Annotated in this window: 25 protein-coding genes; 11 read left to right on the plus strand and 14 right to left on the minus strand. The window is 50.1% G+C overall.

Annotated features, from left to right (window positions below; genetic code table 11):
* Positions 1-7: 7 nt before the first annotated feature.
* The gene (locus ACZ5PT_RS11550; RefSeq protein WP_464263186.1) at positions 8-1222 is read right to left on the minus strand and encodes an EAL and HDOD domain-containing protein; all 1215 of its coding nucleotides are present in this window, start codon (positions 1220-1222) and stop codon (positions 8-10) included.
* A gap of 287 nt (positions 1223-1509) precedes the next feature.
* Here ACZ5PT_RS11550 and ACZ5PT_RS11555 point away from each other — a divergent pair, with 287 nt between their 5' ends.
* Complete coding sequence (locus ACZ5PT_RS11555) at positions 1510-1827, plus strand: gamma-glutamylcyclotransferase (RefSeq protein WP_464263187.1); 318 nt, start codon at positions 1510-1512, stop codon at positions 1825-1827.
* A 31-nt stretch (positions 1828-1858) separates the two neighbouring features.
* Here the strand turns inward: ACZ5PT_RS11555 and ACZ5PT_RS11560 are convergent, their stop codons facing one another.
* The 4 genes from ACZ5PT_RS11560 to ACZ5PT_RS11575 all read right to left on the minus strand — a co-directional run bounded on the left by ACZ5PT_RS11560 (position 1859) and on the right by ACZ5PT_RS11575 (position 4935).
* The gene (locus ACZ5PT_RS11560) at positions 1859-2287 is read right to left on the minus strand and encodes an acyl-CoA thioesterase (protein WP_464263188.1); all 429 of its coding nucleotides are present in this window, start codon (positions 2285-2287) and stop codon (positions 1859-1861) included.
* Positions 2287-3267: a DMT family transporter gene (locus tag ACZ5PT_RS11565; protein WP_464263189.1), complete on the minus strand. Its 981-nt coding sequence runs from the start codon at positions 3265-3267 to the stop codon at positions 2287-2289. The genes ACZ5PT_RS11560 and ACZ5PT_RS11565 overlap by 1 nt, the downstream gene beginning before the upstream one ends.
* A gap of 18 nt (positions 3268-3285) precedes the next feature.
* Complete coding sequence (locus ACZ5PT_RS11570) at positions 3286-3609, minus strand: cupin domain-containing protein (RefSeq protein WP_464263190.1); 324 nt, start codon at positions 3607-3609, stop codon at positions 3286-3288.
* A gap of 180 nt (positions 3610-3789) precedes the next feature.
* Entirely contained in the window at positions 3790-4935 is a 1146-nt protein-coding gene (locus tag ACZ5PT_RS11575; protein WP_464263191.1) for an acyl-CoA dehydrogenase, read from the minus strand.
* A gap of 126 nt (positions 4936-5061) precedes the next feature.
* Here ACZ5PT_RS11575 and ACZ5PT_RS11580 point away from each other — a divergent pair, with 126 nt between their 5' ends.
* Positions 5062-6228 carry a M24 family metallopeptidase gene (locus ACZ5PT_RS11580; protein ID WP_464263192.1) on the plus strand — a complete coding sequence of 389 codons (1167 nt, stop codon included), beginning with the start codon at positions 5062-5064 and terminating at the stop codon, positions 6226-6228.
* Between the two features lie 80 nt (positions 6229-6308).
* Here the strand turns inward: ACZ5PT_RS11580 and ACZ5PT_RS11585 are convergent, their stop codons facing one another.
* Positions 6309-7460 (minus strand): hypothetical protein, encoded by a 1152-nt coding sequence (locus ACZ5PT_RS11585; RefSeq protein WP_464263193.1) that lies wholly within the window; start codon positions 7458-7460, stop codon positions 6309-6311.
* Between the two features lie 188 nt (positions 7461-7648).
* Between ACZ5PT_RS11585 and ACZ5PT_RS11590 the strand changes: the two genes are divergently transcribed.
* Entirely contained in the window at positions 7649-9067 is a 1419-nt protein-coding gene (locus ACZ5PT_RS11590; protein ID WP_464263194.1) for an aldehyde dehydrogenase family protein, read from the plus strand.
* A 79-nt stretch (positions 9068-9146) separates the two neighbouring features.
* On the opposite strand, the gene ACZ5PT_RS11595 is transcribed toward ACZ5PT_RS11590, so the two are convergent.
* A complete protein-coding gene (locus ACZ5PT_RS11595) occupies positions 9147-9539 on the minus strand; it encodes an NINE protein (RefSeq protein ID WP_464263195.1) in 393 nt (130 codons plus the stop codon).
* A gap of 206 nt (positions 9540-9745) precedes the next feature.
* On the opposite strand from ACZ5PT_RS11595, the gene ACZ5PT_RS11600 reads away from it, so the two are divergent.
* Genes ACZ5PT_RS11600 through ACZ5PT_RS11620 form a run of 5 tightly spaced genes read left to right on the plus strand, consistent with a single transcriptional unit; the run spans position 9746 to position 14273 of the window.
* A complete protein-coding gene (locus tag ACZ5PT_RS11600) occupies positions 9746-10225 on the plus strand; it encodes a 4Fe-4S dicluster domain-containing protein (RefSeq protein ID WP_464263196.1) in 480 nt (159 codons plus the stop codon).
* 1 nt (position 10226) lies between these two features.
* Positions 10227-12032 carry an aldehyde ferredoxin oxidoreductase family protein gene (locus ACZ5PT_RS11605; RefSeq protein ID WP_464263197.1) on the plus strand — a complete coding sequence of 602 codons (1806 nt, stop codon included), beginning with the start codon at positions 10227-10229 and terminating at the stop codon, positions 12030-12032.
* A gap of 51 nt (positions 12033-12083) precedes the next feature.
* Positions 12084-13310: an NAD(P)/FAD-dependent oxidoreductase gene (locus ACZ5PT_RS11610; RefSeq protein WP_464263198.1), complete on the plus strand. Its 1227-nt coding sequence runs from the start codon at positions 12084-12086 to the stop codon at positions 13308-13310.
* A 7-nt stretch (positions 13311-13317) separates the two neighbouring features.
* Positions 13318-13599, plus strand: coding sequence for a MoaD/ThiS family protein (locus tag ACZ5PT_RS11615; protein WP_464263199.1), 282 nt, complete (start codon positions 13318-13320; stop codon positions 13597-13599).
* A complete protein-coding gene (locus ACZ5PT_RS11620; RefSeq protein ID WP_464263200.1) occupies positions 13599-14273 on the plus strand; it encodes a HesA/MoeB/ThiF family protein in 675 nt (224 codons plus the stop codon). Before ACZ5PT_RS11615 ends, ACZ5PT_RS11620 begins: the two co-directional genes overlap by 1 nt.
* Here the strand turns inward: ACZ5PT_RS11620 and ACZ5PT_RS11625 are convergent.
* Positions 14262-14816 (minus strand): rRNA adenine N-6-methyltransferase family protein, encoded by a 555-nt coding sequence (locus ACZ5PT_RS11625; protein WP_464263201.1) that lies wholly within the window; start codon positions 14814-14816, stop codon positions 14262-14264. The two genes, ACZ5PT_RS11620 and ACZ5PT_RS11625, sit on opposite strands and share 12 nt — an antisense overlap.
* A 396-nt stretch (positions 14817-15212) precedes the next feature.
* Between ACZ5PT_RS11625 and ACZ5PT_RS11630 the strand changes: the two genes are divergently transcribed.
* Complete coding sequence (locus tag ACZ5PT_RS11630) at positions 15213-17438, plus strand: NADP-dependent isocitrate dehydrogenase (RefSeq protein ID WP_464263202.1); 2226 nt, start codon at positions 15213-15215, stop codon at positions 17436-17438.
* Positions 17439-17635: 197 nt separating this feature from the next.
* On the opposite strand, the gene ACZ5PT_RS11635 is transcribed toward ACZ5PT_RS11630, so the two are convergent.
* Positions 17636-18262, minus strand: a complete 627-nt coding sequence (locus ACZ5PT_RS11635; RefSeq protein ID WP_464263203.1) for a LysE family translocator — start codon at positions 18260-18262, stop codon at positions 17636-17638.
* A gap of 228 nt (positions 18263-18490) precedes the next feature.
* Here ACZ5PT_RS11635 and ACZ5PT_RS11640 point away from each other — a divergent pair, with 228 nt between their 5' ends.
* Together ACZ5PT_RS11640 and ACZ5PT_RS11645 are read left to right on the plus strand one after the other, a co-directional pair.
* Entirely contained in the window at positions 18491-18742 is a 252-nt protein-coding gene (locus tag ACZ5PT_RS11640) for a type II toxin-antitoxin system Phd/YefM family antitoxin (RefSeq protein WP_464263204.1), read from the plus strand.
* Entirely contained in the window at positions 18739-18993 is a 255-nt protein-coding gene (locus ACZ5PT_RS11645) for a Txe/YoeB family addiction module toxin (protein ID WP_464263205.1), read from the plus strand. The genes ACZ5PT_RS11640 and ACZ5PT_RS11645 overlap by 4 nt, the downstream gene beginning before the upstream one ends.
* Positions 18994-19118: 125 nt before the next feature.
* Here ACZ5PT_RS11645 and ACZ5PT_RS11650 read toward each other — a convergent pair whose 3' ends face one another.
* The 5 genes from ACZ5PT_RS11650 to ACZ5PT_RS11670 form a co-directional block, all read right to left on the minus strand.
* Positions 19119-19616 (minus strand): DUF2569 family protein, encoded by a 498-nt coding sequence (locus ACZ5PT_RS11650; RefSeq protein WP_464263206.1) that lies wholly within the window; start codon positions 19614-19616, stop codon positions 19119-19121.
* 141 nt (positions 19617-19757) lie between these two features.
* Positions 19758-20000 carry a hypothetical protein gene (locus ACZ5PT_RS11655; protein WP_464263207.1) on the minus strand — a complete coding sequence of 81 codons (243 nt, stop codon included), beginning with the start codon at positions 19998-20000 and terminating at the stop codon, positions 19758-19760.
* 108 nt (positions 20001-20108) lie between these two features.
* Entirely contained in the window at positions 20109-20534 is a 426-nt protein-coding gene (locus tag ACZ5PT_RS11660; protein ID WP_464263208.1) for a DUF2784 domain-containing protein, read from the minus strand.
* A 153-nt stretch (positions 20535-20687) separates the two neighbouring features.
* The gene (locus tag ACZ5PT_RS11665; protein WP_464263209.1) at positions 20688-21023 is read right to left on the minus strand and encodes a hypothetical protein; all 336 of its coding nucleotides are present in this window, start codon (positions 21021-21023) and stop codon (positions 20688-20690) included.
* Between the two features lie 948 nt (positions 21024-21971).
* Positions 21972-22307, minus strand: coding sequence for a hypothetical protein (locus ACZ5PT_RS11670; RefSeq protein WP_464263210.1), 336 nt, complete (start codon positions 22305-22307; stop codon positions 21972-21974).
* Positions 22308-22402 lie beyond the last annotated feature (95 nt).

Consider the following 22402-nt stretch of genomic DNA (forward strand, 5'->3'; position numbering starts at 1 on the left):
CTTTGTTTTAGTTGCTGTTAAATGTTTCTTCGGCCCACTGAATCGCCTCGATGTGGATATCCTGCAAGGTGTTCTCTTTTAACCTCAGGCTATCGGCAATGTAGGAAAGTACGCGCCAGAGGCCCATCTCCTGGGCCAGCACCAAATCGAGAACCTTGCGTGGCCGTCCGGCCTTGCCGAGCAGGGCATCCTTCAGATCATCCTCAAAGGGAATGTCTTTGAGGACTTCTTTTAAGGGGCGGTCGATAATTCCGTCGAGCATCGAAAACAGCCCCATCAGGAACAGGTCTGGAGCCCGACTGATCATGCCGATATGCGGGGCGAGCAGTTCGCATGATTTTCCACGCGCCAGCGAATTAATCACCAGTTCATTCGGCTTGTCCGAGGCCATCCCGGTCAGCGAAATTAATGAGGCCCATTTTTGAATTTCCTTACCGCCGAGCAAGGCAAGGGATTGTTTGATCGAATGGACCGGTTTAGGCAGTCCAAAGGCTGCCGAATTGATCAGTTTTAGCAGTTTATAGGCGACCGACATCTCACCCTGAATGGTGCTGGCCAACTCTTCATAATCGATTTCCGGAACATTGACCTGCTTGAGGATTTCCAGATATTTCAGTTTATTGGCCGGAATGTCTTTACGACTTAAGACCGTCGGTTTACTGAAGAAATAACCCTGAAAGTAATCGAAGCCGATTTTTTGTAACTGAAGAAAGGTTTCATGGTTTTCCAACTTCATCGCCTGGAGCTTGATCCCTTTGGGGAGCAGTAGATCGGCGTAGTCCTGACAGTCTTCGATGCTGGTGTTCATCACATCAATCTTAACGATGTCGATTGTCTCTAGGAATGGTTCAATGCTCGCATCGAAGGAGAAATCGTCGAGAGCTAAGGTGTAGCCGGCTGCTTTGAGTTTGTGGCAGGCAGCGAGCAGTTCTGGATCGGGAATCAGCGGTTGCAGGATTTCGACGATAACGGCCTGGGGTGGCAGGGCACTGACGTAACCGTTTTTGATGGTATTGTGGGTAGCCTTTAAGCAGGCACGGGTGTTGTCTGTCATCTCTTCAATGCTGAACAGCAGGAAGCTGTTGGCAATCACATTTGAAGAGGCATCGTCGAGGTCGGAACCGTCGAAGTAATTGTCCAGGCTGTTGCGGAACAGTAGCTGGTAAGCGTAGATATTTTGTTGCCAATCAAAGATTGGTTGGCGGGCAATAAAGCGCTCCATAAACCCCCACTACTTATGTTTGTTAGAGACGGTTAAGAATATCTCAGCAAACGGCTTTGATGTCAATATATACTTATTGCAACTATTGGAATGATGCAGATGAGTAAATCTCTTTACTACCTTGCGTACGGATCAAATATGGCCGCTGCACGTTTACAGCAGCGGCTCCCGTCGGCACAGAAGCTTGGTCTGGTTCCGTTTCCGGCCATCGCCTGACATTTGCTAATCGCAGTACCAAGGATCATTCCGGGAAGTGTGATGCTTTCTTCAGCGGCGATCCTGCGGATATGGTTATCGCGGTTTTGTATCGCATTACCACAGCGGAAAAACCGCTCCTTGATCATTACGAGGGGGTGGGGATTGAATATCGTGCTGAATTTATTGCCATAGAAACACCCGATGGGAAGTCTGCTGAGGCCTTGATCTACTATGGCACCAATTTAGATCCAAACTTGAAACCCTATCACTGGTACAAGGAACATGTTTTGCGAGGTGCGCAGGAGAACTGTTTACCCGCTGATTATGTTGCCGTTATTCGCACTATCGAATCGATCGATGATAGTGACCAGCAAAGAGCAGAGCGCGAGCTAAGTATCTACCGCTGACGTTGTCCGCCATCATTTCTCCCTCTGAACGCTATTTTGGTTCTTCCTCTGGTTCGACTAATTGATAGCAATTACTGACTTCGGCCGGGATGGAAATTGGTCGTCCGGTTTGGGTATTGATGAAGACCCAATCGGTTTCTGCCCGAGCCAGTAACATTTGGTCGCTGCTGCGTAAAAAACGGTAGCGACGTAACGAACGTGTCCGCTTCAGATTGCAGACCCAGGTTAGTATTTCGATCTCTTCTCCGGCAAAGGCCGGCCGTAAATATTCTATCTGATGCGCCCTGACGACCCAAGCCGCCCCTAACTTCTGGCAACTCTCGAAAGTACACCCCTCGGCATCGGAATGCAGAGTGGCAACCTCCTGCATCCACTGGACATAGTTCACATTATTGACATGGCCGTTGAGGTCGTTGGCCGCTGAGGGAATGGTGAATCGGTGCGAGAAGATTTTCGCCATCAGTTGTTGCCTTCCTTCGCCTTGGGTTTTGCTTCCGCTTCCATTCGTTTCGTTTGTGCAAGCATGTAAAGGATTAAGCCGACGATGGTCAGGATAATTCCCAGCCAACCGCTTGCTCCAGGGAGCAGCGCCTGAATGAAAATGATTTCACCCAGCAGGGAGAAGAGCACCTCGCTCGATTGAGTAGCATCGATGGCGGTGATCTCGTAAGGATTTGTTGCCCGATGCCGGGCGTGAAGAAACAGGCTGGTGGCAATGATACCGGAGAAAATGGCGACCAGCGCGGTGTTAATGACCTGCCCCGCGGAGGGTGCTGGTGGTGCAGCTACCAGCAGTAATATCATCCAGAAGGGGATGGTGCCGATGACCAGTAGCAGTATCCGCAGGAAGGCGTTGGCTAGCAGCGGATGATTGATGTCGGGCAGCCAGCGGTTGCCGCCGCGTTGCGCCTCCCAGAGCATCTGGTTGCCGATCGGATATGCAAACGCAGCCACCAGTACCGGTAAGCCGCCGCGTAGCAGGGTCTGCCAATCAGAGGATTGCAGTTGTGCAAAATTGACCAGCAGAATGCCGAAAAAGATGATGACGATAAACAGCAGCGCCCTGATCGGGACTGGCCGGCCGAATAGCAGCAGCACCAGTGGCGAGGCGAGAATGGTGGCCTGCCAGGTGGTGGCAATCACCCACCCGGGAGCGTAGGAAGCGCTGAAGCTGAGCATGGCGTAAAAAATGCCAAAACCGATGCTGCCGGTCAGAGACCAGAACAGCCAGTTCTGCCGATAAATCTGCAAAATCTGCCGAAGCGTTGCAATTCTTCCCGTCAGCAGCAGGCCACCGAGCAGGAACAGCAACATCCAGCCGTAACGCAGGCTCGCTGTCCACAACCAGTGGCCGCCATCTAGGCTCATAGCGCGGTTGAGAACAAAAGTGCTGCTGAAAAACAGCGCCGAGAGAGTGCCGATGCCGATAAGTCTTAACAATATGTTCGCCGATTGAAATCAGACAAGGTAGTCTTCGCGAACCGGTGAGAAGACCTCAATGGCAATGCTGTCGGCAGTCGCCAAGCCACTGTGTTCTACCTCGCCGCCGATACACCAGCTATCTCCCGGTTCAACCCTGTGGACGGTATCGGCAATGGTCAACTGCATCTGTCCGCTGACCAGATAGCCGGTCTGTTCGTGAGGGTGGCTGTGACGGGGGAGGGTGGCACCTTTTTTCAGCCGGAACTCGCTCATCAGGGTTTTATCACCGTGAACCAGGGTCTTCATTTCGATTTTTTCGAGGATTGATCGATAACCGTTGGTCGACTTTTTTTGCAACATGGGGGTCTTCTTTCGAAAGCGATAAATGGAATTGATCGCTATTCTCCAGCTAAAAGGGATTGGCTGTCAAATTTTAGCGAAAGAAGATCGCTCGAGCTGCCCTACCGATCAATCCGAATGTTGCACCGACGATGTCTCCACTTAACCATTTTTAGCTCAAACCGGGGAACACGCTCTCTCTCAAGCGAGTAACGCTGCTCCGATCACCAGCCGCTGTATTTCATTGGTTCCTTCATAAATCTGGGTAATCTTGGCATCCCGTAGCATCCGCTCCACCGGGAAATCACGGGTGTAGCCATAGCCGCCGAAAATTTGTACCGCTTCGTTGGTCACGAACACCGCCACGTCCGCTGCGTACATTTTTGCCATTGCCGATTCCTTGCCGTAGGGGCGATGCGAGTCGGCCAGGTGGGCGGCCTGGTAGACCAACAGACGGGCCGCTTCAATGCGCGTTGCCATGTCGGCCAGCTTGAATTGGATGGCCTGAAACGAACCGATCGGGCGATCGAACTGCTTGCGTTCTTTGGCGTAGGCAAGGGCGGCGTCAAATGCTCCTTGGGCGATACCGAGAGCCTGAGCGGCAATGCCGATCCTGCCGCCGTCGAGGGTTGCCATTGCCAGCTTGAAGCCCTTCCCTTCGCTGCCGAGCAGGTTGCCGGCAGGAATGCGGCAGTTATCAAAGACCAGTTCCATTGTTGGTGAGGCGCGGATGCCGAGTTTTTTTTCTTTCTTACCAAAGGCAAAGCCGGGGGTTTCGTTTTCGACAATAAAGGCGCTGATGCCGTGATGTTTTTGCGCTTCCTTATCGGTTCGGGCAAAGACAATATAGATATCGGCGGTACCGGCATTGGTGCAGAAGATCTTCGTGCCGTTCAAAATCCAGCAATCCCCATCGCGCACCGCCGTCGTTCGAGTCCCGCCGGCGTCTGAACCGGCGGAGTTTTCGGTCAGTCCAAAAGCTCCCAGCTTTGTCCCTTCGGCCAGCGGACGGAGAAAGGCCTGTTTTTGTGCTTCGCTGCCGAACAGGTAAATCGGGTTGGCGCCGAGAGACAGGTGGGCCGAAAGGGTGACCCCGGTCGAGGCACAGACCCGCGACAATTCTTCAACGCTAATCACGTAACTCAAGTAATCGGCGCCGGCACCACCGTACTGCTCAGGAAAAATGCTGCCGGTCAGGCCGAGCTCGGCGAGGCGGTCGAACATCAAGCCACGGTCAAAACATTCATCTTCGTCGCGCTGGTTGATTCCGGGGCTGATTTCCGTTTCGGCAAATTCACGAACCATCTGGCGCATCAATTTATGCTCATCGCTTAGTTCAAAGTTCATCAGCACCTCCTGTCGGTCGGTCGTGGTTGGGGCCTGTTTATCTTAAAGAATATCTTTCTCTGCAGGGTTTGCCTCGGTTATGATGAATTTTTATTTTACGATCACATTGAGTTCATGGGAGTTGTTATGTCTCTACAGCAGGAATGTTCGACTCGTATTGCCCGGTTGCAGGTGAAATTAGAGCAGGCCGGGCTGGATGGTGCATTATTTATCTATCCGATCGATATCTACTATTACACCGCCACACGACAGAACTCGACGCTTTGGGTTCCCGCGCAGGGAGAACCAATGTTGTTGGTGCGTAAGAGCTTCGCTCGGGCGCAAAAAGAGGCCTGTATCGCTGATATTCGTCCGTTTCCGCGTAGCCGTGAGTTCACGGCGCTGTTTGACGGTCAGCAAAAAGTTGGTCTGACTTACGATGTGATGCCGCTGCAGCAGTTCAATTATTACAGCAAGTTGCTCCCCACGCGGGATTTCTCTGATATTTCGATGATCAATCGCGAACTGCGTTCGATCAAGTCCGCCTGGGAACTGGAACGGCTGCGGCATGGCGGTGTGCAGCTTAGCCGTGTGTTTGCCACGGTCCCCGATTTCCTGCAACCGGGCATGCGCGAGGTCGATCTGGCGGCAGAATTCGAAGCGCGCCTGCGGCGGATTGGCGGCGAGGGTTACGTGCGAATGCGCGCCTTCAATCAGGAATTGTTTATGGGGCTGGTGGTTGCTGGCAGCAGCGCTAGCGGCGGTGGCTTTTTCGATGGCGCTGTCACCGGGAAGGGGATGTCGAATGCCTCACCACACGGTGCCTCGGCAGCGGTGATCGAAACGGGCCAGCCGGTCCTGGTCGATTATACAGGCATTTTTGACGGTTATATCGTTGACATGACACGGATGTTTGTCTGCGGGCAATTGGATGCCAAGCTGCAGCATGCCTTTGCGGTTTCCTGCCAAATTCAAGATTGGATCGCCGCTGAACTTAAACCGGGTGCCATCTGCTCCGAGTTGTTTTCCCGGGCTGCCGAAATGGCCGAGGAGGCTGGACTCGGTGATTGTTTTATGGGCCCACCCGGTGAGCAGGCCAAGTTTGTCGGTCACGGTGTCGGTTTGGAGCTGGATGAGTTTCCTGTCTTGGCATCGGGCTTCGACATGCCGCTGGTTGCCGGGCAGACAATTGCCGTCGAACCGAAATTCGTTTTCCCCGATTTAGGGCCGATCGGGATTGAAAATACCTATGCGGTTGCAGCGGATGGAGGGGAAAAGATCAGCGTTCTTGCGGATGCACTGGTAGAGATCTGACGGATAAAAAGGTTGTATCGATGACGGGTCGAGAACTGGACGGGGACAGAATTGAATTCTGTCCCCGTTTTGTAAGCAAATTAGGCTGTTATCTTGACTTCATCGTCGCTGATTTTTCCGAGAGTGCCGTCTGCTCGGGGGTAGACAGTGGTTCCGCGACCTTCTTCATCGGTTGCAGTCAGGCCGATCGGCGCTAGGCTATCGACGCTGAAACGCAGATGGTCATCGTCGTCCTCTTCGTCGTGTTCAACCCGCAGGTTGCGGATCTGTACCAGCGATTCGAACATATCCTTGGCGGCATTGCTGACATCTTCAAGCCGTTCAACCAGTTGCTGCAGTCCACTAACGGCATCGGAAAAGAGTTCTTCGTCCGGCTCGTCAATATCGTCACTGTTGGTCGCCGGAGTGAGTTGCATGATTGCCGACTGTTTAACCGTACGGCTGATTTGTGCCAGGGTATTGTCGCTTTGAATCACGGCAACAATATCATCCTCTGGTGCAATGACCTGTTCTTCGCCAGCGCCTTGTTCTTCTGTCGCTACCTGCTCTGTTGCCGGGGTGAAACTGGCAAGAGCGGCGCTGCTGGAACTGCTGACGCTGATGGCATCGGTGCTACTCATATTCAATGAGTATTCACCGGTGCGCAGGTTGATGGAGATATCGAGGGACCTGGTCTGTACTGCCGACAGTTGAAAACTGTTACTGAGACTGGCGGCAACCATGCTGCCGTCGCCGCTGGCCAGGTAGCCGGACTGTTGTTGTTGAACGTCGAGATTGTAGGAGCGGGAGCTGGTCAGGGAAAAACTGACCTGCTCAACATCTTTATTGTTCATCGCATCGGTGATACCGCGAGAGAAGTGCTTGGCCAGTTGCGGAGGCATCCCCAGTCCCTTGAACAGTTTGCGCAGGTCTTTGTCAACCCGACGCAGACCGCCCTGTTTGATCTCTTCCTCACCATCCTCACGGTCGACTTTTTGTGCTCCGCTAAAGGCATGCTCAAGGGAACGGATCAGGTGGGTAAATGCCTTGAAGCTCTTGTTGTCGTCATATTGATGACCAGCGGAGAGCTTCTGCAGGTTCGAGCGGAGGAGTTCACCCTGCTGTACCTCTTTGTTTTCTGCACGGTCTTTGGTTGACGTTGCGGACTGTTTCTGCTCGATCTCAGTTTTTTGCAGATCGGGCAGTGGTGGACGGTGGATCAACGGTGCTGTGGGGTTGATTTCCTGACTCATAGGCGACTCCCGGTCACGGTAAATAAAAAACGCTGCAGGGATGAACACTTTCGTCATTTCTCTAATACAGTTATGATACTAAAATAATATTTAAATTATTACCAGTCATTGCCGCCTAAGAATAGTTCGTAAAATCAGTGTAATTTGTTATTCTCATGAGATACGTTGGCCAAATGCAAGGAGTGGAAATGCGACAATTCAAGAGATTCTATATCGCTGGCGAGTGGTGCCAGGCAACGGGTGATGAGTCGATCGAAGTCATTAATCCGGCGACTGAGGCGGTTATCGGTGCGGTTCCATCTGGGACCCCGGCAGATGTTGATCTGGCTGTCACTGCCGCGAAAGAAGCACTGCCTCGCTGGTCGGCGACCAGTCCACAGGTGCGCTGTAGCTACCTGCAGCAGATCCATCAGGAGTTAGTCGCGCGGGCTCCGGAATTGGCCGAATTGATTACGACCGAGCTGGGCATGCCGATCAAATTGAGCCAGCGGATTCAGGCCAGTTTGCCGGTTGCGGTGCTGGAAAGCTATATCTCCTTGTTGGAGAATTATTCTTTTTCCGAGCGGATCGGCAACTCCCAGATCATTAAGGAGCCGGTCGGTGTGGTTGCGGCGATCACCCCGTGGAACTATCCGCTGCATCAGTTGATGATCAAGGTTGCGGCGGCTTTGGCTGCCGGATGTACCATCGTCGCCAAACCGAGTGAGTTGACTCCGCTCAACGCCTTTTTACTGGCCGAAGTGGTTGATTCCTGCGGTCTGCCACCGGGGGTCTTTAATCTAGTCACGGGATACGGACCGGTGGTCGGTGAAGCCTTGGCGGCTCATCCCGATGTAGATATGGTTTCCTTTACCGGTTCTACCCGGGCCGGACAGCGGGTTTCTGTGGCAGCGTCAGAAACCATCAAGCGGGTCTCTTTGGAGTTGGGTGGCAAGTCGGCAGCGGTGATCTTGCCGGATGCGGATCTGGCGATGGCGGTTAAGGCGACGGTGACAAACTGTTTTCTTAATTCCGGACAAACCTGCAGTGCACATACGCGGATGTTGGTGGCTGAAGATAGTTACAACGAAGCGGTTGCCTTGGCTATCGAGGCTGGCAAGGGGTTTCAGCCGGGGAGTCCCCTCGATATTAAGACCAGGCAAGGGCCACTTGTTTCTGCCGAACAGCGTGATCGGGTGCTCGGTTATATCAGTAAGGGGATCGAAGAAGGGGCCGAACTTCTGCTCGGAGGGTTAGAGGCTCCCGATGGATTACCGCTTGGTTACTATGTGCAACCGACCCTGTTCGGGCGTGTGACGACGGAGATGACCATTGCCCAGGAAGAGATCTTCGGGCCGGTGCTCTGTATTATGAGCTATAAGGATGAAGAAGACGCGATCCGCATTGCCAACGATAGTGTCTATGGGTTGGCTGGCGGTGTTTGGTCGGCAGACCCTGATCGAGCCGAACGGGTTGCCAGGCGCTTGCGCACCGGGCAGGTCGATATCAACGGCGGTCGTTTTAACCTGCTGGCACCCTTTGGTGGTTGCAAACGGTCGGGCAATGGTCGTGAGCTTGGTCGTTACGGTTTGGAGGAATTCCTCGAAATCAAGTCACTGCAGTTCTGAACGATTTTTCTCGTTTGATAAGTATATAACCGGGACGCTCCAGTGGGGCGTCCCGGTTTTGTTTTGCGTTGCCTTTTGGTCAGCGGTTAATCACTGAAATCTGTTCGTTTATGGTCCAAAAATCATACAGGTAGCCGAGTCCGAAAATTCCCCCGGTGAGCAAATAAATAAGCCCGCTGATCCACTTGCCCATGTACATGCGATGAATACCGAACAGGCCGAGGAAGGTCAAAAGTATCCAGGCGATGGTGTAATCAATCTGTCCAGCGCTGAAGCGCAGGTCGGCTTGCTGGTCCATGCCCGGAATCAGAAAAAGATCGATCACCCAGCCGATGCCGAGCAGGCCGAGGGTCAGAAAGTAGATCGTTCCGGAAATCGGTTTGCCGTAATAAAAGCGGTGTGCTCCAGTGAAACCAAAAATCCAGAGGATGTAGCCGATCCGCTTGAGGTGGGTATCGTTTGGCGTGTTCATGGATATCTTCTCCTGTTCCTTGTCTCAAAAGGCTGTTGTTACGCTAACGGTAGATAATTCTTGCTGGACTATGCTGCTAAGTAAAGAAAAGCTGCTATATCTATAATCTGTCCTGTCCTGGGAAGGTCCGTTCGGTCGCCCTGGTCAGCTGCAAATATATCCGAGATTGCCTGTCTTTGAAACCCATCTTGTCAAGGAGGTTGCTCATGCAGAAACTGATCCGTATCGAACCGGAGAAGTGTATCGGCTGCAAAACCTGTGAACTGGCTTGTTCATTTAAAAATGCCGGTGAGTTTGCACCCAGTAAGTCACGCATCTATAACGAAGTTTTCCTCGAAGAAGCCAAGTTTATCACTGTCACCTGCATGCAGTGTGACGAACCCTGGTGTGAAAAGGCCTGCCCGAAAGCGGCGATCAGCAAAGAAATGCCGTCAGGTATTGTTTATATTGATGAGCATCGCTGTGTCGGTTGTCGCACCTGTGTCAGCGCCTGCCCCTTCGGCATGATCAAGTACGTGGCCGAGACCGGCAAGGCTGACAAGTGCAATCTCTGCAACGGCGACACTCCTGAGTGCGTGGCTTTTTGCCCGACCGCTTGTCTGACCATCAATGAAGAGGATAAGCCGTTGCGGCAGAAGATTCTGCGTTTTGTCAACACCATGAAAGACGGACAGATGGAGGCGTGATATGAGCAAGGGATGGCATGGAAAACTGTTACGAGTCGATCTTTCCGCTGGGACCTGCAAGGGGGAAGCGCTCAACGAAGAGTGGGCCAAAGCGTATCTCGGTGGGCGCGGACTGGCATCAAAATATCTGGTCGAAGAGGTTCCGGCCGAGACTGATGCCCTGTCGGCAGACAATAAACTGATTTTCGCTACCGGGCCGTTAACCGGGACTTACGGCGCGGCCAACGGTCGCTACATGGTGGTCACCAAATCACCGCTAACCGGGACGATTGCCAGTTCCAATTCGGGTGGCTACTTCCCGAGCGAGCTGCGTTTTGCCGGTTATGACATGATCATTTTCGAGGGCAAATCGGAGCACCCGGTCTATCTGCAGATCCATAACGACAAGGTTCAGTTGGTGGCGGCCCTGCACTTATGGGGCAAACCGACGCAGGAGACGGAGGACGCGATTCTGGCTGAATTTCACGGTGATGCCAAGGTTGCCAGTATCGGTCCGGCAGGAGAAAAACAGGTGCTGTTTGCCAATATCATGAACGATAAGCACCGCGCCGCAGGTCGCAGTGGTGTTGGAGCGGTGATGGGCAGCAAGAACCTCAAGGCTGTTGCGGTGCGCGGCACCGGTGGCGTTAAAGTTGCCGACCCCAGAGCCTATCGCGATGCGGCGATGGAATCTTACGGTATGCTGCGGCAGAACCCGGTTACCGGTGAGGGGCTGGGCGCACTCGGGACGCCGGTGTTGGTCAATATCATCAACCAAGCCGGTTCATTGCCGACCCGCAACTCTCAGACCGGCACCTTTGAAGGCGCCGAGGCGATCTCCGGTGAAAAGTTGGCATCCACTTACCTGAAGCGCAACAAGGGCTGCATGGGGTGCTTTATCGGCTGCGGACGGGTGACCAAGTTGAGCGGTGCACGCTTTAGCGGTGATGGTGAAGGGCCAGAGTACGAAACCCTCTGGTCGTTGGGCGCGACCTGTGGAGTTGATGATCTGGCCGCCATTACCAAGGCCAACTACATCTGTAACGAATATGGCATCGATACCATCACCGCTGGATCGACCGTAGCCTGCGCTATGGAACTGTTCGAAAAGGGGCTTATCACGGAAGATGAAATCGGCATGCCGCTCAAATTCGGCGATGCCGATGCGATGGTCAAGATGATCGATCTTACCGCCAAAAATGAAGGCTTCGGCGCCAAGTTGGCGCAAGGTTCGTACCGGTTGGCAGAGAGTTATGGGGCTCCTGAACTGTCGATGACCTCCAAAAAGCTGGAATTCCCGGCATACGACGGTCGTGGTCTGCAGGGGATGGCATTGCAGTACGCGACCAGCAACCGTGGCGCCTGCCATGTGCGTGGTTATCTGGTGTCGCCGGAAATCCTCGGCCTGCCGGAGAAACTTGATCCGCAGGCAACTGAAGGCAAGGCAACTTGGGCGAAAATATTCCAGGATTTTACCGCGGTGGTTGATTCCTCCGGCGTCTGCCTGTTTACCACCTTCGGTATCGGTGTGCCGCAGTTTGCCAAGTTCTGCACCACGGCAACCGGCGAAGATTACAGCGATGAAAAAATCCTCGAAGTTGGGGATCGGATCTACAACCTGGAGCGGGTTTTTAATCTCAAGGCCGGGATCGGCCCGTCGCAGGATACCCTGCCGAAACGGGTGTTAACCGAACCATTGCCGGAGGGGCCGTACAAGGGGGCTGTCGCGCAGCTGGATAAGATGTTGCCGGAATACTACGAAGTGCGTGGCTGGAGTAGCGAGGGGATTCCGACCGACGAAAAATTACAGTCTCTCGGTTTAGCCTGAGCATCGCAGGGGCGGCCGATTGGTCGTCCCTGTGGCAGTGAAAGGATTGTGATGCCACAGTTTTATGATTTTGTCATTATTGGTAACAGTGCTGCCGGTTTACAGGCGTTGCGAACGCTGCGGCGGCATGATCGAAACAAGACGATCGCCATTATTGATCGTGAGGATTGCCCTGCCTATTCGCGGGTTTTGACCCCTTATTATGTGGGGGGGCATATTGATCGTGACGGACTCAATATCGTTGAACAGGCTTTTTATCAATCGCTTGGGGTTATGACGATTTTTGGACAAACAGTTGTCAGCCTGAACCCTGATAGCCATTTTCTGGAGTTGGCTGATGGGCAAAAGATCGGATTTGACAAATTATTGCTGGCAACCGGGGCCGAAGCCCGTACCTTGAGTGTGACCTCTGAGCGAACCACAGTTTTACGTCATGCGGCTGATGCGGTGAAAATACGTGAATTATTGAGCAGCGCTAAAGCAGTGACTGCCATCGGCGCCGGGTTGGTCAGTCTGCCGTTATTGTCACATGCTGCAGAAGGGATGGAAAAATCTCTGGTGGTCGGGTCCGACCGCATTTTCAGTCGGGTGGTCGATGCTGAAGCGGCGGCTCTTCTTGAAAGTGCACTTACCGCCAAGGGGCTGCACCTGTTTAAGGGTAACGATGTCGAATCGATTGATGATGGCGAGCGTCTGACTCTCTCGCTAACATCGGGAGAGCGGTTGCAATCGGACCTGTTGATCGTTGGCAAGGGGGTGCAGCCGAACACGCAGTTGGCCAGTGAGGCCGGTTTGCAGGTCAACGATGGCGTCTGCATTGACCGGTTCTGTTGTAGTAGCCACCCTGATATCTACGCCGCTGGCGATGCTGCCGAGGGGGCCGATTTTATCGCTGGTGAAGCGACCATCCAGGGCAATTGGATGACAGCGGTCGAACAGGGCGAGAATGCTGCGCTTAATATGCTCGGTTTCGGGGCGGCGTATGAAGGAAGCCTGAAAAACAATATTACCGAGATCTTTGGTATCGATGTGGCGGCTGTCGGTTATTGCCTGGATGCGGCGTCAGCAACCGCCTGTCATTATAGTGCGTCTTCCGGCCGCTTTCGGAAAGTGTTTCTTGATGAACAGCAGCGGGTGATTGGCGCGACTTTGATCGGTGAAACCAATGATTCCGGTCTCTATTATCATTTGGTGCGCACCCGCAGCATTTTCCCCGGCAAACGGTTGCTTTGCGGAACGGCAAACTATGCGCAGACGCAGCTGCGTCTGGCCTCGTGAGGCGGTTATGATCCAGATCCAGTTTTACAGCTTGTTGCGGTTGCTTCTACAGCAGGAAAAGCTTGAATTGCCGGTCGTTGAAAACGAAACAATTGCGCTCCTGCTCGAGCGGGTTCAGCAGCAGTTGACAACCCCCTTTCTGCATAAGTTACTTGATGGCAACAATCAGTTGCATGCCGGGACCATTATTTTGCTCAATCGACATAATGTGTTGCACCTTGACGGTTTGGCAACCAAGGTCAATGATAATGATATTATTGCTTTTTTCCCGCCGGGGGCGGGCGGGTAATGGCGACGCATGGTGAGCGCTACGCCCGGCAGGTTCTCCACTGGGGGAATATAAAACAGCAGCGGATTGGCGCGGCCGTTGTGTTGATCGCCGGAGTCGGTGGCTTGGGAGCAACCGTCAGTCAGTTACTCGTGCGAGCCGGAGTAGGAAAAATTTATCTGGTCGATGATGGGGTGGTCGACTGGCCTGATTTGAACCGACAGCTACTGTACGCCGAAGAAGACATCGGCAGTTCGAAATTGATGTTGGCCAGCGATCGCTTGTCTCGAATTAACAGCAGCACCGAGATTGTGCCGCTGCCGGGACGAATTGAGGTGAACTTTCAGGTCCCTGCTGATACGACAGTTGTTGCCGACTGTCTCGATAATTACACCAGTCGTTATCTGCTGGATAGCGTCACCCCTGAGCAGGTCTACTTGGTCCATGCCGGACTGCAGGGTGAGCATGGTCAAGTGCTGACATTGCTCAAAGGCAAATCCCAGTCACTTACAAAGATATTTGCCGGAGCTCAACAGCCGCAAGGGGATATCCCGGTATCAGGGGATGCGGCGGCGGTGTTGGCTGGCTTGATGACGACTGAACTGTTCGCCGTGCTTGGCGACGAACCGAAACTGCTCAATCGCTGCCTGGTCATCAGTCTGGACGATTTTCACATCTCATTTCTAGATATTTAATTCTACTTCCTTCTCGAAACGATAAACGTAGATTGGCGATTTATAGAGATCGTTCAGTCGGATGGTTTGCACCGGTTCTGCATCCGGCAAGGCAAAGGTGTTGCTGATGAGCATCTCTACGCCCGGTTTCTCCCGTCGTAGTTTGTCGGCCAGCTTTTTCATCCCACCCGGATAGAGGTAACAGATCAGCAGCGAAGAATCCGGCAGGGCGATGTTGAGAAAGTTTTTGCGCCGCAGGGTGAGGTTGGTTGCCCTTCGCAGTTTTTTTTGCATGAGCGACACCAGCCATGGAATCAACGAAAGCTCATAGCCGATGACTTGTCGTTCTGGGTATTTCTTGGCTAGCGCCACGGCAAGATGGCCCCACCCTGATCCCAATTCGATGATCAGCTCAGCGGAAGCCAGTTCGCTGGCCTCTAGAATCGCCTGCCTGGCTTTCGCAGAGCTGGGAACCGGAGTAATGCCGACTCGTAGCGAACTCCAAACAATCGATAGGCTGATCATGAAAGTGATGGCAAGGACTGTGAATTCGATAGGGGTCATGGCAGGGTGCTGTCCTGTTCCTTTAGGGCTAAGTTTTAGAGTTTTTTAAGCGGCCGGCAACGCTGTTTCTTACGTTTTATATGCGTACCATTGTCCGTCATTGTCTGCCTATGTTGCAAGTTAAAACAGGAGGTTAGCTTTTGAACTGGGAAGACGTTGAGGATCGGCCGATACCGGTTATCAGCAATCGATTCACGTGTTTGTCAGGGACCGAATCGATCGGCTTCAAAATGGCCATTTTTTCTTGACAGCTAATAGCCTTCTGTATACTGTATACAACTTCATGGAATACCTGCTTTATATGTATTTTTTTGGAGGACGGATTTGAAAGGGCATAATCTTAGTCTTTTCAGCCCTCTAGTAATACTGGCATTAAAACTTTAAGGAGAGAGACACATGGCAAAGATTATCTGGTCCGAAATTGATGAAGCACCGGCATTAGCTACCTACGCTTTTCTGCCGATCGTTCAGGCATTCTGCAAAGGTACCGGCGTTGACGTCGAGACCATGGACATTTCCCTGTCCGGTCGTATCATTGCAAACTTTCCGGATAACTTGACCGAAGATCAGAAGGTTGAAGACTATCTGTCACAGTTGGGCGAGATCGTTCAGAAGCCGGAAGCTAACGTTATCAAGCTGCCGAACATCAGTGCTTCGGTCCCTCAGCTGCAAGAAGCCATTGCTGAGCTTCAGGCAAAGGGTTACAAAATCCCTGATTACCCTGAAGAGCCTAAAAATGATGCAGAAAAAGAGCTGCAAGCTCGTTTTTCCAAGTGTCTTGGTTCCGCTGTTAACCCCGTTCTGCGCGAAGGTAACTCAGATCGTCGCGCTGCAGCTTCGGTTAAGAGATTCGCCCAGAAAAATCCGCACCGTATGATGCAGCCTTGGCCTGCTCCCGGCACCTCTCAGTGTCGCGTTGCGCACATGAGCGGTGGCGATTTCTACGAGACCGAAACTTCGGTTACTCTGGATAAAGCGACTGACGTCAAGTTTGAGTTTGTTGCTACCGATGGCGCTGTGACCCTTCTCAAAGACAAGCTGTCTTTGCAAGCAGGTGAAGTTCTAGATTCTTCGGTTATGCATGTTGCTGCTCTGCGTGATTTCATCCGCGCAACGATCGCAGAAGCAAAAGAGAAGGGCGTTCTTCTTTCTCTGCACCTCAAAGCCACCATGATGAAAATTTCCGACCCAATCATGTTTGGTCATGCCGTTTCGGTTTACTTCAAGTCTGCCCTTGACAAGCATGCAGATGACCTGAAAACAATCGGCGCAAACGTCAACTTCGGTATCGGTGATGTCCTGGCAAAACTGAACCGCCTCCCGGCTGACAAAGCTGCCGCATTTGAAGCAGACATCAACGCCTGCTACGCAGAGATGCCAGCGCTAGCCATGGTTGACTCGCGTAAAAACATCACCAACCTGCACGTTCCTAACGATGTTATCATCGACGCTTCGATGCCTAACGTTGTGCGTGACGGTGGCAAAATGTGGAATCTGCAGGACCAACTGCAAGATACCATCGCCATGATCCCTGATCGTTGCTACGCAACCATCTACAAGGAAATTATCGAAGACTGTAACAAAAATGGTCAGTTCGATCCTTCCACCATGGGTAGTGTTGCCAACGTTGGTCTGATGGCACAAAAGGCTGAAGAGTACGGCTCCCATGACAAGACCTTCCAAGCTCCTGCCGCCGGTAATATCCGCGTTGTGACTTTCGACGGTGTGACCCTGCACGATCAGAAGGTTGAAGAAGGCGATATCTTCCGCGCTTGTCAGGCTAAAGATGCACCGATCAAGGACTGGGTCAAATTGGCAGTAACCCGCGCCAAGGCTTCCGGCGAGCCGGTCGTTTTCTGGCTTGACGAAAACCGTGCCCACGATGCGCAAATCATCAAAAAGGTTAACAAGTACCTGCCTGAGTTTGATGTTGCTGGTTTGGATATCCAGATCATGGAGCCGCAAGCCGCAATCGCATTCTCCATCAAGCGGGTTCGCAAAGGTGAAAACACCATCTCTGCAACCGGTAATGCACTGCGGGATTACCTGACCGACCTGTTCCCAATTCTCGAACTGGGTACCTCTGCTCGGATGCTCTCCATCGTGCCGCTGTTGGCTGGTGGTGGTCTGTTCGAGACCGGTGCTGGTGGTTCTGCTCCGAAGCACGTTGAGCAGTTCCTCAAAGAAGGTCACATCCGTTGGGATTCCCTCGGTGAGTTTTGTGCGCTGGTTCCATCTCTGGAGCAGGCTGCATCTGCTGACAATAATCCTAAAGCTGCAATCCTCGCTGAGACTCTGGATGCTGCTATCGGTCAGTACCTGGAGAATCAGAAACTTCCTTCGCGTAAAGTCAAAGAAATTGACAACCGCGGTGGTAGCTTCTACCTTGGTTTCTACTGGGCACAGGCTCTGGCCGCTCAGGACAAGGACGCTGCCATGAAGGCACGTTTTGCTGAGGTTGCTACTGAGATCGAGAAGAACGTTGCCAAGATCGATGCAGAATTTACCGATTGTCAGGGTTCCCCAGTCGACGTTGGTGGCTACTTCCGCCCTGATCCAATCAAGGCTGCTGCAGCGATGCGCCCAAGCGCAACTCTGAACGCTATTATCGATGCTATGTAATTAGTTCATAGCTTTTGATATTGATAAGCCCGCCGGGGAAACCTGGCGGGCTTTTTTTTGTCTGTTTTTTCGGAACCTTTGGTGGTTTATTTTTAACGATTGAATTCTGTCAGGTAGCGTCTTTCGTTACGTACATTATGCAGTGTTACAACTACACCAGAGGCTGACTCTATTGAGCTACTGGCGAGATTTTTCAGCTAACGCTCTGTTGTTGCCAGTTTTAGGGCTAGTCCCACAAATACGGTGCCAGCAAGCTTGTTTAAGATCGTTTGAGCGCGGTCAGATCGGTTCAGCCATTGTCCAAGGGTTCCGGCCAGCAGGGCAATGCTACCAAACACCAAAATAGTGGCGGCAATAAACAGGCCCCCAAGGAGCAGGATTTGTGTCGCGACTGGACCTCGTGCTGGATCAGTAAACTGTGGTAAAAAGGCGAGGAAAAAGATCGAAACCTTAGGGTTGGTGATGTTCATGATGATGCCACGGGAGTACAGTTTCCAATGGTTTGTGTTGCCATTTGTTGAGGTGTGTATTTTTTCTACCGGGGCGCGGAAGGTTTTGTAGGCAAGATAAACCAAATATCCGGCACCGATAAACTTAAGTGCGCTAAAGGCCATGGTTGAGGTCTGGAAAATCGCTGCGACCCCCAATGCGACCGCAAAGCTGTGAACGATAAGCCCCGTACACAAGCCTAGCATGACGACTATCCCAGCGCATCGACCGCGCAGGGCGGACTGAGTTAAGACGAAAATATTGTCAGGACCCGGAGCAAGCCCGAGCAGAATTGATGCAGTGGAAAAGGTTATGAGTGTTTCAATCGGGATCATATCTTTCTCTCTTTTTTGTTGCTGAAGGTTTCTCTGGGGTGGTCCCTATATTCTGCCCGCTGCATCCTGTCGGGTCTTGATAATAGGCAGCGACGCGATCTTGCGCGCCACCGCCATTTTTTATTTTCAATTTAGCGCAGAAGCATTTTCCGTCCGGTTGATTAGTTTGTTATGCCCTTTCATTTGTGGTACAGTGATTCGTACATGTACTCGAAAGGAGCGTGACCAATGGAAGCCATTTCATATACTAATGCACGAAGCAACCTCGCTAAAACAATGAAAAAGGTCTGCGATGACCACGATCCTGTGATTATTACACGTCGTAACGAAGACTCTGTCGTTATGATGTCTCTTGAAGATTTTCAAGCTCTTGAAGAGACAGCCTACTTGCTGAGAAGTCCCAAAAATGCCCGACGTCTTCTTGAGTCTATTGCTCAGCTTGAATCAGACAGTGGTACCGAACGCGAGCTTAATCTGTGAGGCTCATGTTTTCTGAAAATGCTTGGGATGATTATCAATACTGGTTACGGACTGATAATAAAATACTCAAGCGGGTGAATGCGTTGATTCAAGATGTGCAGCGCTCACCTTTTTCTGGCATCGGGAAACCCGAACCTTTGAAGCATGGCCTGTCTGGTTATTGGTCTCGACGAATCAATGATGAACACAGAATTGTTTATAAAATTGAAAATGATTCCGTATTCATTGCTCAAGCTCGATATCACTACTAATTATCATTTCAGCACCTAACGGGTCATGATAACCGGCGGCGACGCGCGCTTGCGTGCACCACCGAGACTTTTAAACAATTTAAAGCAGAAGTATTTTCCGTCCGGTTCATTTATTTGTTAGGTTTTTATTCTTGAAACGTGGCTTTTGCTCTTTTTGAAATAAACAGATATGGAGTAAATAATATGAATCCAATTAAAGATTTTATGATTCTTTCATAAATTGCAGAATTGAATAGTGTGGATACTGGTTTTTGATCGACAAGTGCTATCGCCCAACAATCTAAAAAAACGAAAATTGTAAAAAAAACAGCAAGGACTACAAACATAGCTGGAAAATTTACATTTTTATTGAAAAACATATAAAGCAAATATAGGGAATAAAATAGCATAATCCCATAGCACACTGCTTCAATTAGAACTGCAGGTCCTAACAGAGGGGAGTATGGTTTTGCTTCTGGGTTCAGCATTGAAGACCAAGTACCATTGCTGAAAATAGGATAATATGTTGTTGCCAATAAGTATGCGATATAGGCAGCGAATGCCAAAATCCCAAGACCAACGAGGACAAGTAGTCCACCAATTTGGAGTGATTGTCGATTTGTGATGTGTCGTTTAGAAGTCATTTCCCCTCCATTTCTTGAAACCTAACGGTTCATGATAACCGGCGGCGACGCGAAGTTTTGGCCACCACCGCAATTGGGTTTGCTTTTCAATTTAAAACAGACGTATTTTCCGTCCGCGTTGATTTAGTTGTTAGCAGATTTTTACTTGTCTGCTTTAAAAACCTTCCACCCAGCCCAAATTGCTGCAAAGCTGAAAGAAACACTAAGCAACCAAGGAATTATGCCTACAATTTCTGGGCTTAAACCAAGTGGTGATGAAAGTAAATTTATTACGAATGAAAACGGAAAATAAAAAATAAGGCTTATTGGACCAATGATTCCAACGGCTGCAAACCAAAAATCAAATCCTTTTATTTGTTTACTCGGAATCTCTTTATTATTCATTTTGGCCTGCTAACGGTTCATGATAACCGGCGGCGACGAACTGTTCGAGCACCACCGAGCTATTCAAATTTAAAGCAGAAGTATTTTCCGTCCGCGTTGATTTAGTGGTTAGGTGGCACCATGTCTTTTAAGTGTAGTAAACGGACGTGGGCGAACCCAGAACCAACTGGCCAGAACCAGGGCCCCGAAAACTGTATAACAAACTATGAATACCCACTCCGGTGCGCGGAAATACAAAATCGTCTCTAGCCAATGAGATATGAAGGTACCGGGATAAACGGTGTCACCGGCCCTTTCGCGTAGCGCCATTTCCCAAGTGGTGAAAGGACATTTAACACCTAGCCATGACTGCAGCACAACCACACCGATTGCGACGAGATGCGCCAAACGAAACCACGGATTTCGTACCGAAGACCACGAAAGCAGTTTGCCTGCAAAAATTAACAAAAGGCCAAAGACGACGAACGCGACAAAAAGCGCATGGGTGAAGAGAATTAAATCTGCCGCGAACAGATAGGGCATGCCAGATTCCATTCTGCCACCTAATGAATGATGATAACCGGCGGCGGCCTACGCAATGCGACCCACCGAGCTATTCAATTTTGGACAGATGTATTTTCCGTCCGGTTGATTATTTGGTTAGGTTTATTTGTAAAAACGTATATCTGTCACTATGTATTCTGGTTGTTACTTTGCCTCATGTTTTAATATATTTTCTAGGAAAAGTAGGATGGCTATATAGATCATTGCGCCAAAGAACCACACTGTTATATATGGGATATTTACATATAGAGAAGCAACTTTTGCTGAAGCGGCATCGATAGAATCTTTTGAGACAAATCCAAAGATTGAATTATGCGTTTTATTTATTGCTGCGTTCCAAAGTGTTATTCCAAAATATGGCAGTGATACAATTGCCATTAATACAAAATATATTTTGCTATATGCCTTTGGATGTTTATACGCAACAAAAGTTATTGCAGAAATGAAAGATAAAATTAATGGCGTGGTTAATGATTCCATAATTTAAAAACCTAACGGGTAGTGATAACCGGCGGCGACGCGAACTTGCGTGACCCACCACAATTGGTTTTGCTTTTCAATTTAAAGCAGAAGCGTTTTCCGTCCGGTTCATTTTCTTGTTAGGGTGCTTTTTTGTTCATTTGGGATCATCTTCTGATTGAATACTGAAAAAAACTTAAAATAGAGAAACGAAACTAGTGCCGCCAGTGGACATGAAATAATAGCTGCCAACATGGCACTTCCTTTTGATGCATTTTGGTTCGCTGCTATCGTATTGAAAAATTGGGGGAATAATTCAGCAGCAAAATATATGTTTATAAACATGGAAATTATAAAAACTGGTACGACCGTACAACTGTAAAAAAATCTTATTGGTCCAATAAATTTGGTGTTTCTGAAAATTATTATTGTTGGTGGTACATAAAATAGTAAACATAGAGAAAGAATGAGTATTTCTATCATTTTATTCTTTGCACCCTAACGGGTGGTGATAACCGGCGGCGACGCGAACTTGCGTGACCCACCACAATTGGTTTTGCTTTTCAATTTATTGCAGAAGCATTTTCCGTCCGCGTTGATTAGTTTGTTAGGGCATTTTGCTTATGACAATTATAAGTCCAGATCCAATTATTGAGAAAATGCCTAATATTATAATTTCTGTACCTGTGAAGTTTCCTAATTCTGTTTTTTTAAATAACTTTTTTATGAAAGATATAGTTTTTAATTTAACTTTTTCATTTTTATTTTTTCGAATACCTAAATAAATACTATAAATTCCAGAAATTAGACCGACCATTACGATTGAAAAAATAAGAATGCTTTTTATCAATTTCTGAGCCCTAACGGGTAACGATAACCGGCGGCGACGAACTGCTTGAGCACCACCGAGCTATTCAAATTTAAAGCAGAAGTATTTTCCGTCCGCGTTGATTATCTGGTTAGCTATATTTATTTGCACCGAGCTTCGCCCAATTTTACCCTTTTTCCTGAGTTTGTTAATTTCATAATGTCCATAACTTGAACCCAGACTCGTTGGCCTTTGAAACCTTCGTCGTAAAGAACTTCGCAAACATATTGAGCGTATCCGTTTCTGCTGCTTCCGTCGTTTATAACACCGACTTTAAATATGCCTTTTTGTGTCCACGTTGCATCTTTCGCTGTTGGCTCAGTGTTACCCTGAAAAATCTTGGTTACTTTATCGTGTTTTGAACTGAAACTTTTTGAAAAGGAAATTGAAGGGATAAGCATGGAAATTATTATGAAAAATATAATTGCTTTTTTCATGTCCCTCTCCATTTTCTGATAGCTAACGGTTCATGATAACCGGCGGCGACGTAAAGTTTTGGCCACCACCGCAATTGGTTTTGCTTTTCAATTTA

The sequence above is a fragment of the Desulfuromusa ferrireducens genome (assembly GCF_055389805.1).

Excerpts from the sequence above, each read along its gene's own strand:
- ACZ5PT_RS11550 (WP_464263186.1), bottom strand. The coding sequence starts at position 1,222 with ATGGAGCGCTTTATTGCCCGCCAACCAATCTTTGATTGGCAACAAAAT.
- ACZ5PT_RS11555 (WP_464263187.1), top strand. The coding sequence starts at position 1,510 with ATGGTTATCGCGGTTTTGTATCGCATTACCACAGCGGAAAAACCGCTC.
- ACZ5PT_RS11560 (WP_464263188.1), bottom strand. The coding sequence starts at position 2,287 with ATGGCGAAAATCTTCTCGCACCGATTCACCATTCCCTCAGCGGCCAAC.
- ACZ5PT_RS11570 (WP_464263190.1), bottom strand. The coding sequence starts at position 3,609 with ATGTTGCAAAAAAAGTCGACCAACGGTTATCGATCAATCCTCGAAAAA.
- ACZ5PT_RS11575 (WP_464263191.1), bottom strand. The coding sequence starts at position 4,935 with ATGAACTTTGAACTAAGCGATGAGCATAAATTGATGCGCCAGATGGTT.
- ACZ5PT_RS11580 (WP_464263192.1), top strand. The coding sequence starts at position 5,062 with ATGTCTCTACAGCAGGAATGTTCGACTCGTATTGCCCGGTTGCAGGTG.
- ACZ5PT_RS11585 (WP_464263193.1), bottom strand. The coding sequence starts at position 7,460 with ATGAGTCAGGAAATCAACCCCACAGCACCGTTGATCCACCGTCCACCA.
- ACZ5PT_RS11590 (WP_464263194.1), top strand. The coding sequence starts at position 7,649 with ATGCGACAATTCAAGAGATTCTATATCGCTGGCGAGTGGTGCCAGGCA.
- ACZ5PT_RS11595 (WP_464263195.1), bottom strand. The coding sequence starts at position 9,539 with ATGAACACGCCAAACGATACCCACCTCAAGCGGATCGGCTACATCCTC.
- ACZ5PT_RS11600 (WP_464263196.1), top strand. The coding sequence starts at position 9,746 with ATGCAGAAACTGATCCGTATCGAACCGGAGAAGTGTATCGGCTGCAAA.
- ACZ5PT_RS11605 (WP_464263197.1), top strand. The coding sequence starts at position 10,227 with ATGAGCAAGGGATGGCATGGAAAACTGTTACGAGTCGATCTTTCCGCT.
- ACZ5PT_RS11610 (WP_464263198.1), top strand. The coding sequence starts at position 12,084 with ATGCCACAGTTTTATGATTTTGTCATTATTGGTAACAGTGCTGCCGGT.
- ACZ5PT_RS11615 (WP_464263199.1), top strand. The coding sequence starts at position 13,318 with ATGATCCAGATCCAGTTTTACAGCTTGTTGCGGTTGCTTCTACAGCAG.
- ACZ5PT_RS11620 (WP_464263200.1), top strand. The coding sequence starts at position 13,599 with ATGGCGACGCATGGTGAGCGCTACGCCCGGCAGGTTCTCCACTGGGGG.
- ACZ5PT_RS11625 (WP_464263201.1), bottom strand. The coding sequence starts at position 14,816 with ATGACCCCTATCGAATTCACAGTCCTTGCCATCACTTTCATGATCAGC.
- ACZ5PT_RS11630 (WP_464263202.1), top strand. The coding sequence starts at position 15,213 with ATGGCAAAGATTATCTGGTCCGAAATTGATGAAGCACCGGCATTAGCT.
- ACZ5PT_RS11635 (WP_464263203.1), bottom strand. The coding sequence starts at position 18,262 with ATGATCCCGATTGAAACACTCATAACCTTTTCCACTGCATCAATTCTG.
- ACZ5PT_RS11640 (WP_464263204.1), top strand. The coding sequence starts at position 18,491 with ATGGAAGCCATTTCATATACTAATGCACGAAGCAACCTCGCTAAAACA.
- ACZ5PT_RS11650 (WP_464263206.1), bottom strand. The coding sequence starts at position 19,616 with ATGACTTCTAAACGACACATCACAAATCGACAATCACTCCAAATTGGT.
- ACZ5PT_RS11655 (WP_464263207.1), bottom strand. The coding sequence starts at position 20,000 with ATGAATAATAAAGAGATTCCGAGTAAACAAATAAAAGGATTTGATTTT.
- ACZ5PT_RS11660 (WP_464263208.1), bottom strand. The coding sequence starts at position 20,534 with ATGGAATCTGGCATGCCCTATCTGTTCGCGGCAGATTTAATTCTCTTC.
- ACZ5PT_RS11665 (WP_464263209.1), bottom strand. The coding sequence starts at position 21,023 with ATGGAATCATTAACCACGCCATTAATTTTATCTTTCATTTCTGCAATA.
- ACZ5PT_RS11670 (WP_464263210.1), bottom strand. The coding sequence starts at position 22,307 with ATGAAAAAAGCAATTATATTTTTCATAATAATTTCCATGCTTATCCCT.